This window comes from Tateyamaria pelophila (assembly GCF_019966495.1).
GTDB lineage: Bacteria > Pseudomonadota > Alphaproteobacteria > Rhodobacterales > Rhodobacteraceae > Tateyamaria > Tateyamaria pelophila.
In genome coordinates this window covers 1-20,513 of sequence record NZ_JAIMIA010000030.1, presented here as the reverse complement: position 1 = coordinate 20,513, position 20,513 = coordinate 1, and the positions used below count along the sequence as shown (strand labels likewise).

Genomic DNA, 20,513 nt, shown 5'->3' with positions numbered 1-20,513 from the left:
CCAAGCGCGGGGTGCGGCAGGACCGTGCCCCATGCGACCTCTGCTCTCATTTGACAGGACACCAGCATGGCCCTCGTGGAAATAGACGGGCTCCGCAAGCTTTATGGCGACGTGGTGGCCCTTTCGGATATCAGTATCACTGTCCCGTCGGGATCGTTTTACACCCTTCTGGGCCCGTCGGGATGCGGAAAGACCACTCTGCTGAGAACCATCGCCGGGTTTCACAATCAGAATGCGGGTCAGATCCGTGTGGACGGTACGTCGATCGAGGGCCTGCCCGCCTATCGGCGCGATGTCGGCATGGTGTTTCAGGACTACGCGATTTTCCCCCATCTCAGCGTCTACGACAATGTGGCTTTCGGCTTGAAACAGCGCAAGGTGCCGAGCGCTGAAATCAAAAGCCGCGTCGGGGAAGTCCTCGAGGTCGTGCAACTTGGCGCGTTCGAGCAGCGGATGCCTCATGAATTGTCCGGTGGGCAGCAGCAGCGCGTGGGCCTGGCCCGCGCCATTGTGATCAAGCCCAAGGTCCTGTTGATGGACGAACCGTTGTCAAACCTCGATGCCCGTCTTCGGGTCGACTTGCGCGCCGAGCTGCGGCGCATCCAGCAAGACCTTGGCATAACCACAATCTATGTGACCCATGATCAGGAAGAAGCATTGGCAATGTCCGATACGGTCTGTGTCATGTACGGCGGTGTCATCCAGCAAGCGGCGAGCCCGCTCGACATCTACCTCCGCCCGGCCAATCGGTTCGTAGCTACATTTGTGGGCGCGAACAATTTTCTGGGCGTGGATCAAAACGGCGCGGACCTGACGTTGCGGGCAAGCGGGGCAGACCTGTCAGACCTTTTGTCCAGCGCGCAGCGCCCTGTGGCGATCACCAGTGCGATCCGACCGGAGGCGATGCATGTGCAGGCGGGCGAAGCCGCGGCCTCTGCCGATAGAGTAGCCATTCCCGCATCGATCAAAGAGGTCAGTTTCATCGGGCGCGAAATGGAGGTTTTTGCCATAACAAAGTCCGGTGAGATCCTGAAATCAGTGGATCGCCCGGACCCTGCCATCATCGGCCTTACCCCGGGCAGCCCCGTTACACTGACCGCACCGCGCAATGAAATCATCTTTTTCGAAGACAGCGAAACCGGAGAACGTTTGACGTGATGAAACGGCGACCAGATTTTTGGACGGTGGTCACGGTTTTGATCATCGTGACGTTGGTCGTCTTGCTGATCGTGCCCATCCTACGTGTGCTTTTGCTGTCTTTCGTGGATGCCGATACGGGCGCGTGGACATTCGGAAATTACGTCGAAGTCTTTACCCGCAACTATTATCTTACCGGCTTCAAGAATACGCTTTTTGTCGGCCTCCTTGGCACATTGGGCGCTTGCCTCCTGGGCATTCCCTTGGCTTTTTTTACGGCGCGCTTTCACCTGCGGGGTCGCGCATGGATATCGACTTTGGCCATTCTGGTGTTGGTCGCACCCCCCTTCATCGGAGCCTATGCGTGGATCATGATCCTGGGTTCAAATGGTGTGGTCACCAATTTCTTCGAAGGGTTCGGGATCGAGATTCCCACTATTTACGGGGCCCATGGGATCATTCTGGTCTTCACGCTCAAACTCTTCCCTTTCGTGTTCCTGATGACGCAGACCGCGTTGAATGCGGTGAACAAATCCTTTGAGGACGCGGCGGAGAATCTGGGCTGTACCCCATGGCAAAGGTTTACCAAGATCACGCTGCCTTTGGTGTTCCCTGCCATCAGCACGGGAGCCATCATCTGTTTCGTGCTCGCAATTGCGGATTTCGGGACGCCCGCGATTTTGGGACGCGGTTTTCGGACATTGTCGACCATCGCATTTGCCGCCTACCGCTCCGAACTTGGCGGGTTGCCAACGATGGCCGTCACTGTTTCCATGATCATGATGGCGATCTCCATGCTGGCCCTGTTCGCGCAGCGCCGCATTCTGTCCCGCCGCCGCTATGCCAGTAGCCTGACGAACCTGCCCGTCAAACAAAAGCTGACCGGCTGGCGCAATGTTGCGGTGCATGGGTTCTGCCACGGTGTTGTTCTGCTGGCGATGCTACCGACGCTGGTCGTGGTCTATACGTCCTTTCTGAAAACCAATGGTCCGGTCTTTGTCGGGGGCTTCGGTCTGGAAAGCTATTCGCGCATTCTGCGTGACACGCCCGAGGCGATTGGCAACAGCTTTCTCTTTGCGCTTGCTGCGGTGGTGCTCATTACCGCATTTTCGTCGCTGATCAGCTACGTGATCGTGCGCCGCGATACCGCAGCGTCAGGCGCGATCGATTTCCTGATGATGGTTCCCTATCTGGTGCCGGGTGTCGTCATGGCGATCGGCTTTGTCACGACGTTTCGATCCGGGTCTTTTTTCGGCCTCGGCACCGCAACCATGCTGGTCTTGCTCTATTTCATTCGGCGCCTTCCTTACGGCGTGCGGTCGACCACATCGAGTTTGCGCCAGGTCAAACCCTCGATGGAAGAGGCGGCGATCAATCTTGGCGCACCGCCATTGACTGCCTTCCTCAAGGTGACGATCCCGCTGATCATGCCCGGTCTGATCGTTGGCTCCCTCATGAGCTTCATCACCGCAATCAATGAACTGTCGGGCACGCTCATCATCTACGACGCAGGTACGCTGACGATGCCTGTGAAAATCTATCTTGCGGTGCTGGATGGAGAGTTTGGCCTTGCCGCCGCGTTGTCCACGGTTTTGTTGTTGTGCACCGGGGTCTGTGTCTACGCTGTTTTCAGGTTCGCGGATAACCGCGATTCTGCATTCCTTTAGGGTCAAACATGCATTTCGAGCTCAAAAGCCAGTCGAAATATCGTGACGGGGTTCGGTTGGGGGACGATGTCCCGTTGATTGTTCCGGGCCAGATCTATGGTGTCTTTGATGGCGCGACCGACCCGCGCGGCACAATCGTCGGGGGGATCGGAACCGGGCGGTTGGCCGCTTTGACAGTTGCCCAGCTTATGACGGACATGGCATCAACGCCCGGCCTGCGCGATATTCCCGCTCCACAGATTGTACACCATCTGACATCAGGTCTGGCGACGCGCACGGACCCGCTTGCGCTGCCGATCCCGCCGTCGACAACCTTGGCGATTGCGTTGGATTGCGGAGACGAATGGCGCTTCATGACGCTTGGCGATACCGGGATTCGGTTGAATGGCACTGAAGTGCTGAGGCACGAAAAGCTGATCGACAGCGTTTCGACCGTTGCCCGTGTCTGTGTTTTCAAACGGTTGCAAGAACGGGAGGCCGATCCCGACGTGTTGGAGAAATCCGTGCGCCGCGTCATATTTCTGGGATTTGACGCGGCGGTGCGTGAGGCTGTGCTAGATCGCGCTGCGGCGGACCAGATCATCTCTCAAGCCATCGAAGCGAACGGTTTGGAAGCTGACGCGGCAAGCGTGGTGGCCTTTCTGAACGGGGGCATTCAGACGCAATTCCGTCTGGGAAACGCCACTGGTTCACCGCTGTGCTTTGATACGTTGAATGGAACCGTCCCGCAATTGGGGCACCTGATAGACATGGTGCGCCCCAAAAGTGATGTTCAAAGCATCGAGATATTCTCCGATGGCTATCCGGACTTTCCCGAAATGGCTGTAATGTCGGAGTGGGAAGAGCGCTTTCACCGCGCCGAAGAGGTTGATTTTCACAAGACCGGGCCGTTCGCGGCGGTCAAAGGATCGACCAGCGATGAGTATTTTGACGACAGAACTGTTTTGCTCCTGTCCGGTCTTTAGGCTGTTCGCGCACGGCATGCCGATCGGCAATGTTCAGCGCCGGGCCATTCTTCTGGATGGCAAACCCCAGGCTCTGCCGTTCTGGGATGCGCTGCCCCGTGCTGAAAGTCTTTCGAATGTGCCGCAATCTACAGACCCGGGTGCACAACAAACCCGGTGACCCAGTCGGCGACACTTTGGTTCGGATGACATAGACAGACGCCCGTGCGTCGCTCGACAAAGTCAATGTGAGTCGTGTGAAATCCGGTGGCAACCCATTCCGCGACGATATCACGAGCCCTTTGCATTACGTGCCATCACTGCTGCGAACGCGGCCCCTCGGGCGCCGCTTTGCGGGCCACCTTGCGCCAGGCAGATCATCGGTCCGGTCATAGCCGTCAAAAGCTTTCCGTCGAGGGCATTTGTCAATCCGGAGACCAAGCCGGGCGCTTTTGATGCGCCGCCTCCCAGAACAATGCAATCAGGGTCGACGGTCAGGCAAAGTTCCATCACGAGCTCCGAAAGCAGATCAATCCAGATGCTCAGACAGCGTTGCAGATCCGGCGCAATGTGATCCGGATTCTTGGCAAAGGCCGATGCATCGATATCCTCTCCCGTCACGTGTTTGGCGATGCGCGACAGGCCGACGCCCGAGCCCAGCGTTTCGTAACAACCGCTGCGCCCGCATCCGCACCACAGAACCGGCAGGCCGTATTTCTGCAAGAGATGTGTCGGAATTGGGATGTGCCCGAATTCACCAGCCGCGCCATTGGACCCTTTGATCAGATTTCCACCAAAGACGAGACCACCGGCAAGTCCTGTGCCGATCACCAATCCGACCACCGTTTCGTGATCATGCCCTGCACCCAATACGGCTTCAGACAGGGCAAAGGCCCGGCAGTCGTTGATGATTACGGGATCAAATCCGGCCAGCCGCTGCACCAGATCCGTCCACAGGGGGTGGCCGGAGGCCGGCAAGTTCGCCGTCAATACGGCGCCGGTTCGGGGGTCGACAATCCCGGGCAATCCGATGCCGATCGGGATTTGCACACCGTCTCCTGTAGCGTGCAGCCAGTTGATTTCATTGACGATCACATTCAACAGGGACGCGTAGCTTGTCTTGGGCGTCGCCACCTCTCTGGCGTCGATAACATTCCATGTTTCGTCAAAAAGCTGCGCTGCAATTTTTGTACCGCCAACATCCAAGCCCGCAGCATGCCCCAGTCTAGCCATCCGGTTGCCCCAAGGGATACAGCGTCACACCGCTCACGACGCGTGTCAGCGTCGCTTGCCCCTCAAATGGGTTGTCAACATTGAGGTTCAGGGACTTTGCCCAATGCACTGCCAGCAATTGCGCAACCATGACATAGAGAACTGTGTTGGTGACGTCGGAAAGACCGGCTTCAAATGACAGGTCAGCGGTAGGATTTGTTCCGATGCAGGTTGTCGAAGCGTGCGGGAATTGCAGGGCCAACTCGGCCATCAGATCGGTATCATAGCGCAGGCTGTGCGGGTCAGACGACATGAAGCCCAGAATGGGGGTGTCCTCATTCACAAAGGCTTTGGGGCCATGCCGAAACCCGAGCATGGACTCCCACAAGGCCGGAATGCGGCCCGCACTCAATTCCATGACCTTCAGCGCCGCTTCGCGCGCAGCATAGGCCAGAGGGCCAGACCCGAGAACGACCAGTCGCGACGGTATTTTCCGGGTTTCAGCCCACTGGCTTGCCGAGTTCAACAAACTGTCTCCGACGCGCGACAACAAGTGCATTCTGTCCACGAATGCATCTGGTCGGGATTCAAAATCCGGATCCAAAATCCCCAAAGCGGTCAGCAGCATCGTTGAGAAACTGGCGGTCATCGCAAACCCGGCGTCATGGGTTTCCTCCGGCAAAACAACGACGCGTTGGTTAAAACCGCTCCGGGTCGCCAATACGCTGCCTGCATTGCATGTGATGTTCAGCCGTGGCGCGTCTGGCCAAAGCGCATCCAGCACATCCAGCGTGCCTATGCTTTCGGCGCTGTCTCCGCTTCTGCCAAAGGATACCACCAAAGGCCGGACGCCTGCGCGGCGAAACAGATGCGGTGCCGAGACCAGATCGGTCGATGCGATGGCACGCAAAGGCAATGCGCTTCTCGCCCCCAAACCTGACGCTACGATGTCACCGATGAAGGCAGACGTTCCTGCGCCGCATAGCCATATTTCGGTGGCACCGCTTTGTGCGACCCAACTGCGCAGAGCCACTAACCGCTCCGAAAAAGCCTCACCCCACGCTGCCCAAACAACTGGTTGTTGCCTGATTTCCTGTTCGGTTTTCCAGAGTTTCATCAAGCGTTCCCGAAAAAAAAGTCCTTGTCCCGCTATACCTTCTGTGGATCATTCTGGCAACTATGTCTGACAATGTTGACTTAATGTCGGACAAAGATAAGATGCAGCTGACTCGCCTTTCAAAGGACTGAAATGTGCCTGAGACCGTGTCCCGGACCCGACAAGCCAAGGCAGAAACCAACAAGGATCTGCTACAGCACCTGCGACCACTTACATCGGAGCGGGGCGTGTTGGACGCATTGGTCGAAATGATCGAGTCCGCGGATCTGCAAATCGGTGACCGGCTGCCGCCCGAGGTTGAGATCGCAAATCGGTTGAACGTTGGGCGCTCCACGATCCGTGAGGCCTTGAAAGCCTGGCAGGGCATGGGCATCGTCGTGCGCAACAAGGGGGCTGGAACAACCTTGGCGGCAGAGATTTCAGCGTCATCCATCCGCATTCCGATGACACTGAAGATCGAGGCCGAAAGCCTTCTCAGAACCAATGCCGTGCGTCGCCCGCTGGAAATCGAAGCGGTGAAAATCGCGACCAGATTGGCCACGTCGCAGCAACGCAAAATCATCGTGGCGCGGATGGCGGAACTCATGGCCGTATATGAAGCTGGCGAAGACTGGCGACCAGCCGATGCGCGTTTCCACAGTGCAATCTACGAGGCCACCGGAAACCCGTTGTTTCAACAATTGATCTCGCAGATGCACAGCGCTTTTCACGACATTTACGAAACGCCGTTCGGTAAGCCGCATTTGGGCGAAGACACAATTCCCCTGCATCGTCCGCTGGCCGAAGCCATTGCCGCAAAAGACGTCGAAGCGGCCGTCCGACTGGCCGCGGAAATCAGTGAAATGGTGGAAATTGCCGTACTTGAAGTGATGAAGGGGCAGAAAATTGACTGAAGAGCACGAAATTGCCACGCTGCTGGCAGCGGCATTTGGCGGCACGCACGGTTCTGTCACGCCGCCCATCGTGCAAAGTTCTCTGTTCACGTTCGACAGCTATCAGGCGTTCGAAGACCGGATGGCGGGCCGTTCGGATACCGCTATCTACACCCGTGTTCAAAACCCGACCGTCGCCGCGTTCGAGGCCCTGATGGCGACTTCGGAACGGGGCGAAGCCGCTGTTGGATTTGCCTCTGGCATGGCGGCGATTTCATCATCCGTCCTCGCCTTCGTCAAACCCGGTGATCGCATCGCCTGCGTCGAACACGCGTATCCGGATGCGTATCGCCTGTTTGAACGGATGTTGCGCCCGTTCGGGGTCGACATTTCATATCACTCCGTCGCCGCGTTTGAAGATGACCCTGACTTGCTCAAAGGCGTGCGGCTCGCATATCTGGAAAGCCCCAATTCCGTCGTTTTTCAGCCGATGAACTTGCCCAAAGTGGCCGAACAGGCCCGCCGTCACGGCACGCTCACCATGATTGACAACTCCTGGGCGACGCCGATTTTCCAAAACCCGCTGGTTTTGGGCATCGACATCGTGGTGCATTCAGCGTCCAAGTTCATCTCCGGGCATTCGGACACGGTCGCCGGTGTCGTCATATCCTCGGACAGGTTGATCAGGCAGATCCGTGATCTGACCCTTCCTTTGCTGGGCGCAAAGCTCGCACCGTTTGAAGCGTTTCTGCTCACCCGTGGACTGCGCACACTGGATGCCCGGATGCAGCAACATCAAAGAACGGCAAATGTCTTTGTCGACCGCCTGTCGAACCTGCCTTGCGTGACCCGTGTGCATTCGCCCGGTGGGAATTCAGTGCCCGGCCTGCACGGTCGCTCCGGGCTGATGTCCTTTGAACTGGACGACAGCATTGACATTCCGCGCCTGTCCGACGCGCTGAAACTGTTCCGGCTGGGCGTGAGTTGGGGCGGTTTTGAAAGCCTGATCCTCCCGGCCCGCGTTGGGCTCGCACAGGCGGGCGAAGAAAACTCGATGCAACGTTTCGGCGTTTCACCTTCGTTGGTGCGGATCAGCCTGGGCTTGGAAAACGTAGAAGACCTTTGGGCCGATTTCGAAGAGGCCCTGAGCAAGAGCGCCGCATGATGTGGCACCGTTTGAAACCAAAACACCAACCGGAGGAAATATGAGACATCTCTTCAAAGGTATAGGGGCCGCTGCAATGCTGCTGGCATCAGCCGCCTATGCGGACACGAACCTGAAACTGGTTGAAGTCATTACCAGTCCGGCGCGGACCGAAACACTTCAGGCTTTGGTTGACGAATATGAGGCCGCAAATGACGGCGTCACCGTCGAGATCATCAGCCTGCCCTGGGGCCAGGCGTTTGAAAAGCTGGCCACGATGGTCGCGGGTGGCGATATCCCGGATGTCGTGGAAATGCCGGATACATGGCTGGCGCTCTATGCGGGGTCTGACCAACTTGCGAGCCTTGAAGAGCATATCGCGGGCTGGGAACATGGCGGCACTCTGACCCAGAAAACGCTGGATATGGCGCGCCAGGCCGGTGATGCCTACATGATCCCATACGGGTTTTACCTCCGTGCCATGTTCTACAACAAGAAGCTGCTGGCAGAGGCTGGCGTCGACGCACCGCCCGCGACGATGGCCGAATTCATGGAAGCCTCGCGGAAAGTGTCCGAGTTGCCGGGTAAATCGGGGTATTGCTTGCGCGGTGGCCCCGGCGGCACCAATGGCTGGATCATGATGGCTGCTGTGATGAACGGCACCAACGAGTTTTTCACCGAAGATGGTCAAAGCCGTTTGAACGAGCCGGGATCGGTCGAAGGCATCCAGTTCCTGCTGGATCTCTACCAGAATGGCTATGCGCCCAAGGACAGCGTCAACTGGGGCTTTAACGAGATCGTTGCGGGCTTCTACTCGGGCACCTGTGCGTTCCTTGATCAGGATCCCGACGCGCTGATCGCGATTGCGGAACGTATGCCAGCCGAGGATTTCGCGGTTATCCCGATGCCCGTCGGGCCCTCGGGCAAAGCCTTCCCGACCATCGGTTTCGCGGGATGGTCCGTGTTCAAGGCAACTGAACATGAAAGTGACGCCTGGAACCTCGTGGCCGCATTGGCCAATCCTGATGCCAACGCGGTGTGGGCAAAGCGCGTTGGCGTGATCCCGATCCACGAAGGCGCTGATCAGGACCCGTATTTCCAGACAGAGCAGTTCAAAGGCTGGTTCGATCAATTGAACGGCGAAGAATATGTGCCGACGATCATGCCGACCTATCTGGAGCAATGGGGCTACTTCGGCAGCACGATGGTGATCGAGACAGCGCAAGAAGCCTTGTTGGGTCAACGCACGGCGCAAGATCTTGCCGATGAGTGGGCGGCCTTCCTGACCGAGGAATACGGCAAGTGGAAAGCCGCGCAGTGATCACGCGCAAACAAAACACGGTCGAGCGCGGGGAAACCCGGGCTCGACGCTCGCTCTATTGGCAATATGTCGTCGAGCCGTTTGTGTACCTGTCACCGTCGATCATCCTGATCGGCGCCGTGATGCTCATGCCGCTCATTATCGGCATTTCCTATTCTTTCCAGTCCATCGAGTTGCTGCGCCCATTCAACACGGGTTGGATCGGGTTTGAAAACTATGCAAAACTCTGGGCAGATCGCAAATTCTGGATTGCGCTGGAAAACACGTTCTGGTGGACATTCTGGTCGATCACCCTCCAATTCTTTCTGGGTCTCGGACTGGCGATGCTGCTGAACACGCATTTCTTTGGCAAGAAATTGTTCCAGGCGCTGGTCTTTCTGCCGTGGGCTGTTCCCACATTCTTGTCCGCCCTCACATGGGCGTGGCTGTTCAATCCTGTGATCGGCCCACTTCCGCATTGGCTGACCGCTTTGGGCATCCTGTCCGAACCCTACAACATTCTGGGCGACCCCGATCTGGCGCTTTGGGGTCCGATCGCCGCCAACGTCTGGTTTGGTGTTCCCTTTTTCGCCATCACCTTGCTGGCTGCACTGCAATCGATCCCGGGTGATATGTACGAGGCTGCCGAGATAGACGGGGCGAGCGCCTGGCAGACCTTTACCAAGATTACCTTGCCCTTCCTTGCCCCGATGATCGCTATTACCGTCATGCTGCGGACTATCTGGATCGCCAACTTCGCTGATCTGATCTATGTGATGACAGGTGGCGGGCCTGCAAATTCCACCCAGATCATCTCCTCCTATATCTTCACCACCGCCTTCCGGAGGTTGGATTTCGGATATGCCTCCGCCATCGCCGTTGTCCTGCTGATCCTCTTGATGATTTACGCGGTCATCCTTCTTGTCATCCGCAAAAAGCTGGTTAAGGTCTGAGGGTCGGATGGGGTTTTCACAGCTCAAGCGCCCTGCCCTTGTTGTGGGAAAATACGCAGCAATCGTTTTTTACTTGGTGTTTGCGCTATTCCCCTTGTACTGGCTGGTGAAAATCGCGGTAACGCCGGACAGGCTGATCTACACCGATGGAACCCGGCTTTGGCCCAGTGAATTCACGCTTTCCAATTTTGTAGCGGTGCTCTTTCAAACCGACTTCCTGTCGTATTTCAGCAATTCCCTGATCGTTTCGCTTGGCACTGCCGCATTGACCACGCTTTTTGCGGCGGGCGCCGGATATGCGTTCTCGCGGTTTGATTTTGGTGGCAAGAAACTCATCATCGCGATCATGTTGATCACCCAGATGTTTCCGCTGCTGATGATCATTGCGCCGATCTACAAGATCATCGCCGGTTTGGGCTTGCTCAACTCGTTGACCAGCCTGATCATCGTGTACACCGCCTTCAACATCCCCTTCGCCACGTTTCTCATGCAATCCTTCTTTGACGGTATTCCCAAGGACCTCGAAGAGGCGGCGATGATGGATGGTTGTTCAAGGTTCGAGGCGCTGCGCAAGGTCATCCTTCCGCTGACATTGCCTGGGCTTGGTGCGACGCTGGGCTTTGTTTTTACCGCCGCCTGGTCCGAGCTGCTCTTCGCGCTGATGCTGATCAGCAAGAACGACACGATGACATTCCCCGTTGGGCTTTTGACATTCGTCTCAAAATTCTCCGTCGACTGGGGACAGATGATGGCCGCCGGGGTGCTGGCACTGATCCCAAGCTGTCTCTTCTTCATCTTCATTCAACGCTATCTTGTACAGGGCCTGACGTCCGGCGCGGTCAAAGGGTAAGAGGCAGACATGGCACGTATCGAGCTCAAAAATATCGCAAAAAGCTATGGCACGGTCGAAGTGTTGCGCAACATTGATCTCGATATTCAGGATGGCGAATTCGTTGTTCTTGTCGGGCCGTCCGGGTGTGGGAAATCGACGCTGCTGCGCATGATCGCCGGGCTGGAGCCGATCACCAGCGGCGCATTCGAGATTGACGGCAAACGGATGAACGACGTGCGTCCGCGGGATCGTGACATCGCAATGGTGTTTCAATCCTACGCGCTATATCCGCACATGGATGTCGCCCGGAACATGGGGTTTTCGATGGAAATCCGTCGGGATGCCGCAGAGATGCGCAAGTCCCGCGTGGCCGAGGCTGGTAAAACACTGGGACTGAGCAAGCTGTTGCGCCGTCTGCCCAAAGAGCTTTCTGGTGGGCAGCGCCAGCGCGTCGCAATGGGCCGTGCCATCATCCGTGATCCGCGCGCGTTCCTGTTTGACGAACCATTGTCGAACCTCGACGCGGCGCTGCGCGTAGAAATGCGGCTGGAAATTGCGCGCCTGCACCAGAAACTCAAAGCCACGATGATTTATGTGACCCATGATCAGGTCGAGGCGCTGACGCTTGCGGATCGGATCGTAGTACTGGACAGCGGCGATATCCAGCAGGTCGGAAGCCCGCTCGACCTGTACGAAAGACCTGCAAACAAATTTGTGGCCCAATTCATCGGATCTCCGACGATGAATGTCGTGCCAGTGTCCGCTGCCAGTGGCGGCGTGATACTGGCTGACGGCACCTTTCTGGCGCTGCCGCATCTGGATGATACTGGCCTCGCCGTCGAGCTGGGCATTCGACCGGAACATATCGACGTGGTGGACCCCGACGCGGATGCCCTTGCGGCGGTTGCAGATGTTGTTGAACATCTCGGGTCCGACACGAACATCTATGCATTGGTGGAGGGTCTTGGGCCGATCATGGTGCGGGTCCATGGCAACATTCCCGCCAAACCCGGCGACAGGCTTGGCTTGCGCATTCAGGCACCAAACGCGCACGTCTTCAGCGCCGATGGCAGGACCTTACAGCGGGATATGACAGGGGCGGCCTGACAAACGGACCCCAACCAGAACGCGCCAGGCGCGGGCGATACCCGTGCTTTGTCGCGGTCCGTGTGCATACGTTTACCTCAAATGCACCTGCAGGGATGTCGGTCCTCTGAAGGCGAACCCTTTGAATGTCACTGCCCCTTGATCCGCCAATCGAAGGGCCGGGAACCTTTCAAACAGCCGAGGCAGCACAATATCGGCAGCCAGCAAGCGATACACATCTGCGCCGAGGCATCTATGCGCGCCCTCGCCAAAGGTCTGATGATCACCTGAAGCACGGTGGATATCGAAGCAATTCGGATCGTCCCAAGTGTCCTCGTCGTGATTTGCAGACGCCTGAACGGCCATCACGGTCTCGCCTTCGGGAATGTGCAATCCTCGCATCACCAGAGCTTTTCGGACGATCCGGGGACTGGCCTGAATGGGCGCAACCCAACGCAATCCTTCTTCGCAAGCCAGGTCCCAGGAGCCGCTGTCCTTGCAGTGGCGCAATTGGTCCGGATTGCAAAGCAAGCCGTAGATCGTGGACAGCAGGGCATCGCGCGTTTCTATCACCGCCCCTCCGACGCAGATTTTCATATTGGTCCGAATCTGCGTGACCTCAAGAGGATCGGCAGCGTTGGTCATTTCCGAAAGAACCGATCCGTCCGGCGCGGCTCTGTGCTTTGCACTCATCCGGTCAAAACAGGCGTCCATCTCTGCGTTGGCCTGATCGCTGATTGCAAAAATATCCGGATCAAAGCCGCCATTCATCGCGCCACGCACAAGTGCTTGCGCCCAGTCAAACAACTGCTCCTTGCCCGCATCATCCAGGCCCAGAACAATCTTCAGATACCCCGCTGATATCGGCACTGCAAAGGACGACAAAAGATCGATGCTTTGGTGCGGGGCAAGATCGTCCATCACCCGGTCCGTGAGCCGCGTAAAATCCGGCTTCCATCGCTGGACATGATCCGGATCAAGTGCGGGCGCCATCGCGCGGCGTTCCCGAAGATGGGGGCAACCGTCCTTACGCATCAGCGTATGACCACCAAACGCGCGCTGCATCGGGCTTGTCGTGTCGCTTGACCAGAAGTGCTCGGCATCGGTTTTGACGCGCGTTGTGTCTTCGGCCTTTGTAAAGACAATGCGCCCGCCAAGGGCCTCAAGCCTGACGATCGGAGTCGTCTGTCGCAGGCGGGCGTAAACCTCGGCAGGGGTGTCTTCGAGCATCTCGCGCGTGGTCTGTGTATCGACCGGAATCTCGCGCCCGTTCAGGCGGACTTCAGTCATCTGCCGCGGGGTCCGTTGAAACCATTACGGTGCAATTCAGTGTATTGCTGACCGTGCAAATGGATTTTGCCAGCTTTACCATCTGTCCGGCCACCACGCTGTCGTCCACCAGTTCACCGATGATGACAACGTCCATCCGCTCGACCCGACCGGGTAAATCAAGCGCCTTGGTGCCGATCACTTTCACCGCGAACGGGTGCAACGACGCTTTGTGGTCTTTCGCAGCCCATTCGATCGATTTGACGAAACAATAGGCAAGCGATGCCAGCAGCATATCAACGGGGGATCCGGCCGGCGGATGTGGCGACTTTTCTGAAGTCTGATCGCACGCGTAGCGCGTCGTTTCAGACCCGTCATGAAAGGCAATCACAGGACCAAAGGTTTTCGGCTTTGTATTCATGCGTGTTTTCTGACCTCAGAACAGGAGATTTGGAAGGAAAAGAGCGAGAATTGGGAACAATGTCAGTATCATGATCGCAAACAGATGGATCAGCCAATAGGGCACGGTCGCATAGGCGACACGCCCCAGACTGACCTCGTTTTTCGTAAGCGCTGTCAGAACGGAAAGGTTCAACCCGACGGGGGGTGTGATTTGACCGATTTCGATCACGATGGTGATGATTACCCCAATCCATATCGGATCGAAACCAAGACCTGTCAGCAATGGAAATACAACGGGCAAGGTCATGATCATCAAGGACAGACCATCAAAGAAACAGCCCAGAATGAGGTAGATCAGGATCACGATCATCAGAACGCTGTATTTGCCGAACCCGCTTTGAGCGACCGTCTCCAGTATCTGTTGAGGCAGGCCCAGGATACTGACCGATTGCGCCAGAATCGTGGCCCCCAACACCAGAAAGCCGATGGAGGAAAACAGCAGAACAGACTGGTACACAGCTTCGACAAGTTTCGAGAACGTCAGGTCGCCCCAGATCGAGCAAATGACAACGGCCAGCACCACGCCCACGCCTGCGGATTCCGTCGGTGTCGCAATACCGCCGACGATGGAGCCGATTACGCCAACGATCAGGGCCAGAAGTGGCCAGATGTGCCGCAGCCCGGCAAGGATGTCACCGAGCGAGGATGTGTTTGCATCCCGTGGCGCAATCGCGGGATTTCGGATGCACTTGACCAGAATATACAGCATGAACATCGCCCCAACCATAAGGCCGGGAACAATGCCCGCTGCAAACAACCTACCGATAGACGTTTCCGTGAGCGCGCCATAGATCAGAAAGGACAGACTGGGCGGGATCAAAAGGCCCAGTGTGCCGCCACCGGCAAGGCTGCCGACCACTGTGTCCTTGTCATAGCCGCGTTTTGACATCTCGGGATAGGCAACCGATCCGACCGCCGCCGCGGTGGAAAGGCTCGACCCGCTGACAGCGCCAAACAATGTGCAAACGGCAATGTTGGTGTGCAACAACCCTCCGGGGATCCGGCGAAAAACCGGCGAAAAGGCGGCGTAGGCTTTCTCGCTGATGCCACTGCGCAAAAGGATTTCGCCCAGCAGGATGAACATTGGGACGGCGCTGAGGGTGAACGAGTTGAAGACATTCCAAATCGCGTCAATCGCAACTGACGTGGCCCCGTTGGAATAGAATTGCAGTATGAAAAGGCCCGTAATTCCAAGGGCTGCACCCAATGCAATCCCTGTTCCGGCCGTCGCAATAACCCCGCCGACCAAGGTAAACCAAAGCGACATCAGCGCGCCTCACCAGATGTCGGCAGTTTGCCTTGGGTGTCTTCGTCGCGCTCAAGTATCCCAACGAGGCGGGCCACCAGAATGGCACCGGTCACAATCAGGGAAAGCGGCATCAAAGCCATCCATGGATACAGCAGGATACGCGTCGTTTCCGTCTTCAAACTGCGTTTGAAGGCAAACTCAAACCAGGGAATGGTTTCCCAGATCAGCCAGCCGAAAAATCCGATGCCAACCACCAATCCCGCCACTTGTAACACTGCCCGGCCTTTGCCGGTGACATAGGTTGTCAGCAGGGAGACACGCACATGTTTTGACCTGAGCGTCACCATCGGCAGCCCAAGGAACAGCGCGACACTGAGTAAAAGGCCCACGACTTCTTCGGTAATATGCAGAGGGGAGTTTGCGAATTTGCGCATCACGACACTGGTGACGATGATGCCAACGATAAGTGTCAGGCCCAAAGCCGCCAGCGCAGCAAAGGCCAGGGCCAGATACTCCAGCCCCGACGCAGTGATATTTTTGATCCGCATCCTGATGCGCGCGGCTTAGTTGCGCCCGAGTGCCGTCAGAACACGTTCGCGATACGCCGGCGCATTGCCGCCTGCTTCTTCGGCGAGCATCTTCCATGTCTCGGTGACCGAAGCCACAAACGCCTGACGGTCTTCATCCGAGAAATCCTCGCCCCAGACGATGCCACCTTCGGCAAGCGTGTCACGCGCGGCCAGTTCGCGCTGATAGTCTGCTTCGTACTGGTTCGTGCGGTCCCATAAATCATCCGCTGCCTCCGAAATGACGGCTTTGAAAGTCTCGTCCGTCTCTGCCCAAAGGTCCGCCGAAACGCCGATCACGTAAGGGCCGGACGCCATCGGATAGAGGAATGACGCATATTTGGACACTTCCTGCAACGACACGGTGTGGGCATAGAGCGCCGGATACAGCGCGCAATCCACAACGCCGGTTTTCATGGCGACATACATTTCTTCTTGTGGAATGATCTGCGCGGACACACCAAGTCGGGTGAAGGCCTCGACCTGATCACGGGCCCAGACCCGCAGTTTCTTGGACTTGAGGTCTTCGAGCGTGCGCACAGGTTCTTCGCGGCAGAACACCGAGACAGACAGCATCGGGATCGCGACATAGCCCACCGAAGCCACGTCCCATTCCGCGAATTCCTCTTCGTAGATTTCACGAACCGTGGGGATGGCCTTTTCGAACTCTTCGATAGAGCCGATGGTGCCCTGAACCACGACGGAACTGAGTGCGGGCGCGTCACGACCCAGATAGTTCGCCCACATCAGGCTCATCTCTACAGCGCCCTTGGGCAAGAACCGGAGCGTGTCCGTATTAGGAAGACCCAGGGAGCCACCGCTATAGAGTTTGAGCGTCGTCTCGCCGCCAAGGGCGTCGTTCACCTCGGTCACGAATTGCTCAAGCTGTGCGCTTTCCGGGCGTGTTTCCGGCAGAAAATTGTTGAACCGCCATTCCTCTGCCGAGGCCGCAGTCAGGCTGATGCCGGCTGCGGTCATACCGATCGTGAAGCTTTTGATGATCTCGTTCATGTTTTCCCCCTGCTGAACATGTTATGTTTCCAAGGCAATACATAGGTTTTCTGAGTATCCGTCACCTCATTTCTTGATCCAATCCGGCCCCATCGCTCTTTTCTGGCCTTGAAGCCAAAAGAAGCGCCTCATGACGTCAGGAATCTGCATCAGGACCCGCCCAATTCACGGATAGCGTGCAGTCTCGCTGTTTTGATCTGCGCGATGTCAAAACACGTCACGACCAAGGCGTTCTTGAGGTGATCAAAGCGTCCTCACAGGTCGATATCAGCCGCGTTTTCAATCAGGCTTTGCGACCCCTCGGTTCCGTCGATCTTTGGCCTGTTGTCTTCCAGCGTGGCCACTTCGTGCAACAGCGCAAGATCCAGAGACCAGACCACAAGATGCGTCCGGCCCTGCTGATCTTCACCGACCATGGCCCATACCGCCGGGGCGCAGGTCTGGTAGATCAATTGCTCCGCCCCATTGTATTGCAATTGCGGGGATCGAAATGCCTTGGCCATACGATTGAGCAGCTGGAAATTCGGATCCTGATTGAAGGCCGTCAAATCCGCCCGAAGCTGATCGCGCATTTGAGGCATGCATCCGGCGCGCGCGCCCCATGTCATCACCTGCGCAGGTCGCGGACCATAAAGCCCGCCATCCTCCGCCGTTTCGGGGCTGGCGCCATATTTGCGCAAGAGCGCGCCGACCAAGGCATCCGTTGTCACGGTGTCCGGCTCGAAAACCCGATGGCTGCCCACGGCAAGTACACGATCGGGGTCGCGGTCAGGCTCGCGCATGACGGCCAGAGCTTCGCTGCCAGTTCTGCTGAACAGGAAATGACCGTTGTGATAGGCTTGGAACAGGGCCATCGGCCCCAAAAGCGAATTGTTGCTGGCCATCTGAAAGTTCGCAGGTGCGCCGTCATTCTCCACGATGATGGCCTCGGGTAGCCTGTCCCGGGCGGATTGCAGGGCCACGTCCCAATCCATCCCGGGGGTGATTTCAAAGATATCAGAGCTGAGCGGCGGTGGCGGCAAGTCTTCCGTCGTCATGGTTTCGGCAAGCTCCAACGCCATGCGCCCGGTCTGCGGATCTTTGCCAACCATATGGACCTCGGAACGCGCCACATCGACCACAACCTGCAAAATGCCATCGGCGTCGCGTTCGATCGTGGCTGCGCCGACATCACGGAACACGCGAGCATCCTGCACCCGCTCAAGCGGTTTGCGGATCGCACCGCGTACAGTGATCATGGCAACATCCGACTGCATCCCCTCCATCTGCTCTTCGGTCAGGCGCAGGCGGTCGCGGATCGAGACATTGCATGTCTCGCTGCCGACACGGCTCGACGAGGCCAATACAGGCGATCCAAAAACGGCGTAATGCGCATCCGGCATCTTGCGGATGCCGCCGCGTACGCTTCGTTGGTACACTTGCTGCATTTGCATACGGGCTGCGTGCTGATCCTCCTCCAGGCGTTTTGCCAGGACCGCGGGTACGGACCGTGCAAAATCCTGAGCGGGCGGTGTAAACGCCGACCAGCATTGAAACCCGCCTGCTATGAGACCGGAGCTTTGCTGGACAAAGACCACGTCAGGCAACGCCGCGGCGCGCGCGGTGCTCCAGTCCTGGAATCGTTCCAGCATGACTTGCGCGCGGATCGGGTCGATCTCGCTGACGCCGGGCGGAAAGAACCACCCCCATGCAAGCGGATAGCCGCTGTTGCGCGCCACCTGCTCGCGCAGCATCCGATCGTACATCATCCGTGTCCATGTTGCCTCCGACAACGCGTCGCCGGCATCGCGGATCCTGAACAAATCAAGGTAGTCGGAATCGAGCGCAATCTGACCGGGGGCCTGCAACGCGATGCTTGCTGCATCCGTCGCCGCAGCCACACCATCCTCCCCGGCCTCGGGCGTGACTTCGACATAGGCTGCGGGATATCCGGTGCCATCCTCGGCACCCGAGTAGAATACAATGCGTTCCGGTTCGATATAGAGCGTACCGCGACGACCGTCGAAATTTGCAATAGTCGGTTTGGCCCAGACGATTATGGGAACCGTCGTGCCGGACCCCCGGTCTTGCTCCAACAGGCGTTTCGCGGTGTCTACATCAACTTGCAACCGTCCAAACAATTCCGGTGTGACAAGTCGCACAATCGGGGGCTGAACGCCGATTTCGCCACGCGTCGATCTGAAATTCAGACCTGCGATCGGAAAGAACTGATCGGCCACGTTATACGCGCCAAGTGATGCTTCGCCGGTCAGTTTGAGCATGTCAGGCATTGGCATCGATGCAAGCCGCGCCTGCATGTCCTGCGTGACCTGTACCAGGTCAAATTGCCCGGCCGATCGCACTTCGTTTGAATTCTGCACCAGGTGCGCGAGGTAGTCCGGCGTCGGGCTCAACTTCAATGTCGCGGCATTCAGGTCGTCTGATGTGCTGAACTCACCCGCCCGAACCTCGGCCCAGTACGCAATGGTTTCGGCGTCCGCGACCGGACGTTCGGGCCCGCGATAGGCGGCCAGATCGAATTGTTTGACCTGCTGACCCATCGGATCGGGGTCTGGTATACGTTGATTATACGCGTGCAGAGAAATCGATTGCGGCTCGATCACGGGCAAAAGCGTTTCCGTGTTCCGGTTTTGCTGGCGTTGAACACGCGCATCGGTCACCCGGTACCGGGCAACAAGGGTCATCTGGCGATTGCCGGGCCCGAATTTGCTTTCCAGATAAGCGACAAGCTGGCGCGCTTGTTCAAGCGGGCTGGGCAGGAAGTCGGGCAATCCGCTGAACGCAGGATACTGCCCCTGGGCTGCAATACCCAGTGCGTTGACGCCACTGGAATTGATGGCAAATCCGCCGCTGGAACTGTCATATTCGCCCAAGTTTCCGGGGATGCGCACGATCACATCAAACGGAAACTCGGGCAACCGCGCCCTTACGACGGGCCAGAGCACGTTGTCCACACGGTCCAGGAGCTCCGCGCGCTCGAATTCATCGACGGATTGATCAAAGTTGAACGCGTTGCTGTTGCCCCGATACTGGCCAAAATAATGCGGCGGGATCACCGCATCCCGCTCTTGCTGCGTCGCAAGCTGGAAGAAGACTTCCGTGCGCAATCTGTCGTCGAGCTTATCAGGTGCGTTGGCCTTGAGGTTCGCCAGTCGCATGAGCCGGGCCGCGGCGTTTTCCGATCGGCCATCTGAACCGTAGGGCTGTCCGTCAAGAACTGCACCCTGATGCGTGTCTATTCCCAGGAGCGCGGACATTCCGGCAATCCCGTTTTCAGGCGGGGTGGCAGGTTGTGGCGGGAAGACCGCGACGAGCTTTGTCGGATCTATCGTCTGGTCCCGACCCTGCGGTTTGCTGAAAAGACCTGCAAACCTGACCTGACCGCGTGCCACCGTCCGAAAGTTTGTCTGGGGCGCGCCGTACACGTCGATTCGATCGATTTGTGTAACAAGCCCAACGGAAAGTTGCGGCGCCTGTTGCTGCATATAGGCGGCCTGTTCAGGGTTCATCGCCAATTCAGAAACTTCGTATTGTGAAATTGCGCGCACCTCCACGGTCGTCTCACCGCTCACAGGGCAATCGCGTTTGGCATCATGCCTCTTACAGCCCATTGAGAACGCTGCATAAGAATGCCTCGTCCCATCCAGCTCGCTTGAGTTTAATGCTGAGAGAGCCTTTGGATGTGTCGCGTC

Annotated in this window: 17 protein-coding genes; 9 read left to right on the top strand and 8 right to left on the bottom strand. The window is 57.5% G+C overall.

Going from position 1 to position 20,513, the window contains the following annotated elements:
- Window positions 1-66 precede the first annotated feature (66 nt).
- Genes LC354_RS11595 through LC354_RS11585 form a run of 3 tightly spaced genes read left to right on the top strand, consistent with a single transcriptional unit; the run spans window position 67 to window position 3,769 of the window.
- Complete coding sequence (locus LC354_RS11595; RefSeq protein ID WP_223423964.1) at window positions 67-1,158, top strand: ABC transporter ATP-binding protein; 1,092 nt, start codon at window positions 67-69, stop codon at window positions 1,156-1,158.
- Complete coding sequence (locus tag LC354_RS11590) at window positions 1,158-2,804, top strand: ABC transporter permease (RefSeq protein WP_223423963.1); 1,647 nt, start codon at window positions 1,158-1,160, stop codon at window positions 2,802-2,804. Before LC354_RS11595 ends, LC354_RS11590 begins: the two co-directional genes overlap by 1 nt.
- Before the next feature lie 8 nt (window positions 2,805-2,812).
- Complete coding sequence (locus tag LC354_RS11585) at window positions 2,813-3,769, top strand: hypothetical protein (protein WP_223423961.1); 957 nt, start codon at window positions 2,813-2,815, stop codon at window positions 3,767-3,769.
- 270 nt (window positions 3,770-4,039) lie between these two features.
- Here the strand turns inward: LC354_RS11585 and LC354_RS11580 are convergent, their stop codons facing one another.
- Both LC354_RS11580 and LC354_RS11575 read right to left on the bottom strand, forming a co-directional pair.
- Window positions 4,040-4,981: an ROK family protein gene (locus LC354_RS11580; protein ID WP_223423959.1), complete on the bottom strand. Its 942-nt coding sequence runs from the start codon at window positions 4,979-4,981 to the stop codon at window positions 4,040-4,042.
- Window positions 4,974-6,077 (bottom strand): tagatose-bisphosphate aldolase, encoded by a 1,104-nt coding sequence (locus LC354_RS11575; RefSeq protein ID WP_223423957.1) that lies wholly within the window; start codon window positions 6,075-6,077, stop codon window positions 4,974-4,976. Before LC354_RS11575 ends, LC354_RS11580 begins: the two co-directional genes overlap by 8 nt.
- A gap of 134 nt (window positions 6,078-6,211) precedes the next feature.
- On the opposite strand from LC354_RS11575, the gene LC354_RS11570 reads away from it, so the two are divergent.
- Genes LC354_RS11570 through LC354_RS11545 form a run of 6 tightly spaced genes read left to right on the top strand, consistent with a single transcriptional unit; the run spans window position 6,212 to window position 12,285 of the window.
- A complete protein-coding gene (locus LC354_RS11570; RefSeq protein WP_223423956.1) occupies window positions 6,212-6,970 on the top strand; it encodes a FadR/GntR family transcriptional regulator in 759 nt (252 codons plus the stop codon).
- The gene (locus tag LC354_RS11565) at window positions 6,963-8,114 is read left to right on the top strand and encodes an aminotransferase class I/II-fold pyridoxal phosphate-dependent enzyme (RefSeq protein ID WP_223423954.1); all 1,152 of its coding nucleotides are present in this window, start codon (window positions 6,963-6,965) and stop codon (window positions 8,112-8,114) included. Before LC354_RS11570 ends, LC354_RS11565 begins: the two co-directional genes overlap by 8 nt.
- A gap of 40 nt (window positions 8,115-8,154) precedes the next feature.
- Window positions 8,155-9,414 carry an ABC transporter substrate-binding protein gene (locus LC354_RS11560; RefSeq protein ID WP_223423952.1) on the top strand — a complete coding sequence of 420 codons (1,260 nt, stop codon included), beginning with the start codon at window positions 8,155-8,157 and terminating at the stop codon, window positions 9,412-9,414.
- Entirely contained in the window at window positions 9,396-10,346 is a 951-nt protein-coding gene (locus LC354_RS11555) for a carbohydrate ABC transporter permease (protein ID WP_223423950.1), read from the top strand. Before LC354_RS11560 ends, LC354_RS11555 begins: the two co-directional genes overlap by 19 nt.
- A 7-nt stretch (window positions 10,347-10,353) precedes the next feature.
- Window positions 10,354-11,196 (top strand): carbohydrate ABC transporter permease, encoded by an 843-nt coding sequence (locus LC354_RS11550; protein ID WP_223423948.1) that lies wholly within the window; start codon window positions 10,354-10,356, stop codon window positions 11,194-11,196.
- A 9-nt stretch (window positions 11,197-11,205) separates the two neighbouring features.
- Window positions 11,206-12,285 carry an ABC transporter ATP-binding protein gene (locus LC354_RS11545; RefSeq protein WP_223423946.1) on the top strand — a complete coding sequence of 360 codons (1,080 nt, stop codon included), beginning with the start codon at window positions 11,206-11,208 and terminating at the stop codon, window positions 12,283-12,285.
- A gap of 72 nt (window positions 12,286-12,357) precedes the next feature.
- Here LC354_RS11545 and LC354_RS11540 read toward each other — a convergent pair whose 3' ends face one another.
- The 6 genes from LC354_RS11540 to LC354_RS11515 all read right to left on the bottom strand — a co-directional run bounded on the left by LC354_RS11540 (window position 12,358) and on the right by LC354_RS11515 (window position 20,393).
- Window positions 12,358-13,554 (bottom strand): cytochrome P450, encoded by a 1,197-nt coding sequence (locus tag LC354_RS11540; RefSeq protein ID WP_223423944.1) that lies wholly within the window; start codon window positions 13,552-13,554, stop codon window positions 12,358-12,360.
- A complete protein-coding gene (locus tag LC354_RS11535; RefSeq protein WP_223423942.1) occupies window positions 13,547-13,954 on the bottom strand; it encodes an OsmC family protein in 408 nt (135 codons plus the stop codon). The genes LC354_RS11540 and LC354_RS11535 overlap by 8 nt, the downstream gene beginning before the upstream one ends.
- 15 nt (window positions 13,955-13,969) lie before the next feature.
- Window positions 13,970-15,262, bottom strand: coding sequence for a TRAP transporter large permease (locus LC354_RS11530; protein ID WP_223423940.1), 1,293 nt, complete (start codon window positions 15,260-15,262; stop codon window positions 13,970-13,972).
- Window positions 15,262-15,792 (bottom strand): TRAP transporter small permease, encoded by a 531-nt coding sequence (locus LC354_RS11525; RefSeq protein WP_223423938.1) that lies wholly within the window; start codon window positions 15,790-15,792, stop codon window positions 15,262-15,264. The genes LC354_RS11530 and LC354_RS11525 overlap by 1 nt, the downstream gene beginning before the upstream one ends.
- A gap of 15 nt (window positions 15,793-15,807) precedes the next feature.
- Window positions 15,808-16,821, bottom strand: a complete 1,014-nt coding sequence (gene dctP, locus LC354_RS11520) for a TRAP transporter substrate-binding protein DctP (RefSeq protein WP_223423937.1) — start codon at window positions 16,819-16,821, stop codon at window positions 15,808-15,810.
- A 254-nt stretch (window positions 16,822-17,075) separates the two neighbouring features.
- Window positions 17,076-20,393 (bottom strand): hypothetical protein, encoded by a 3,318-nt coding sequence (locus tag LC354_RS11515; RefSeq protein ID WP_223423935.1) that lies wholly within the window; start codon window positions 20,391-20,393, stop codon window positions 17,076-17,078.
- Window positions 20,394-20,513 lie beyond the last annotated feature (120 nt).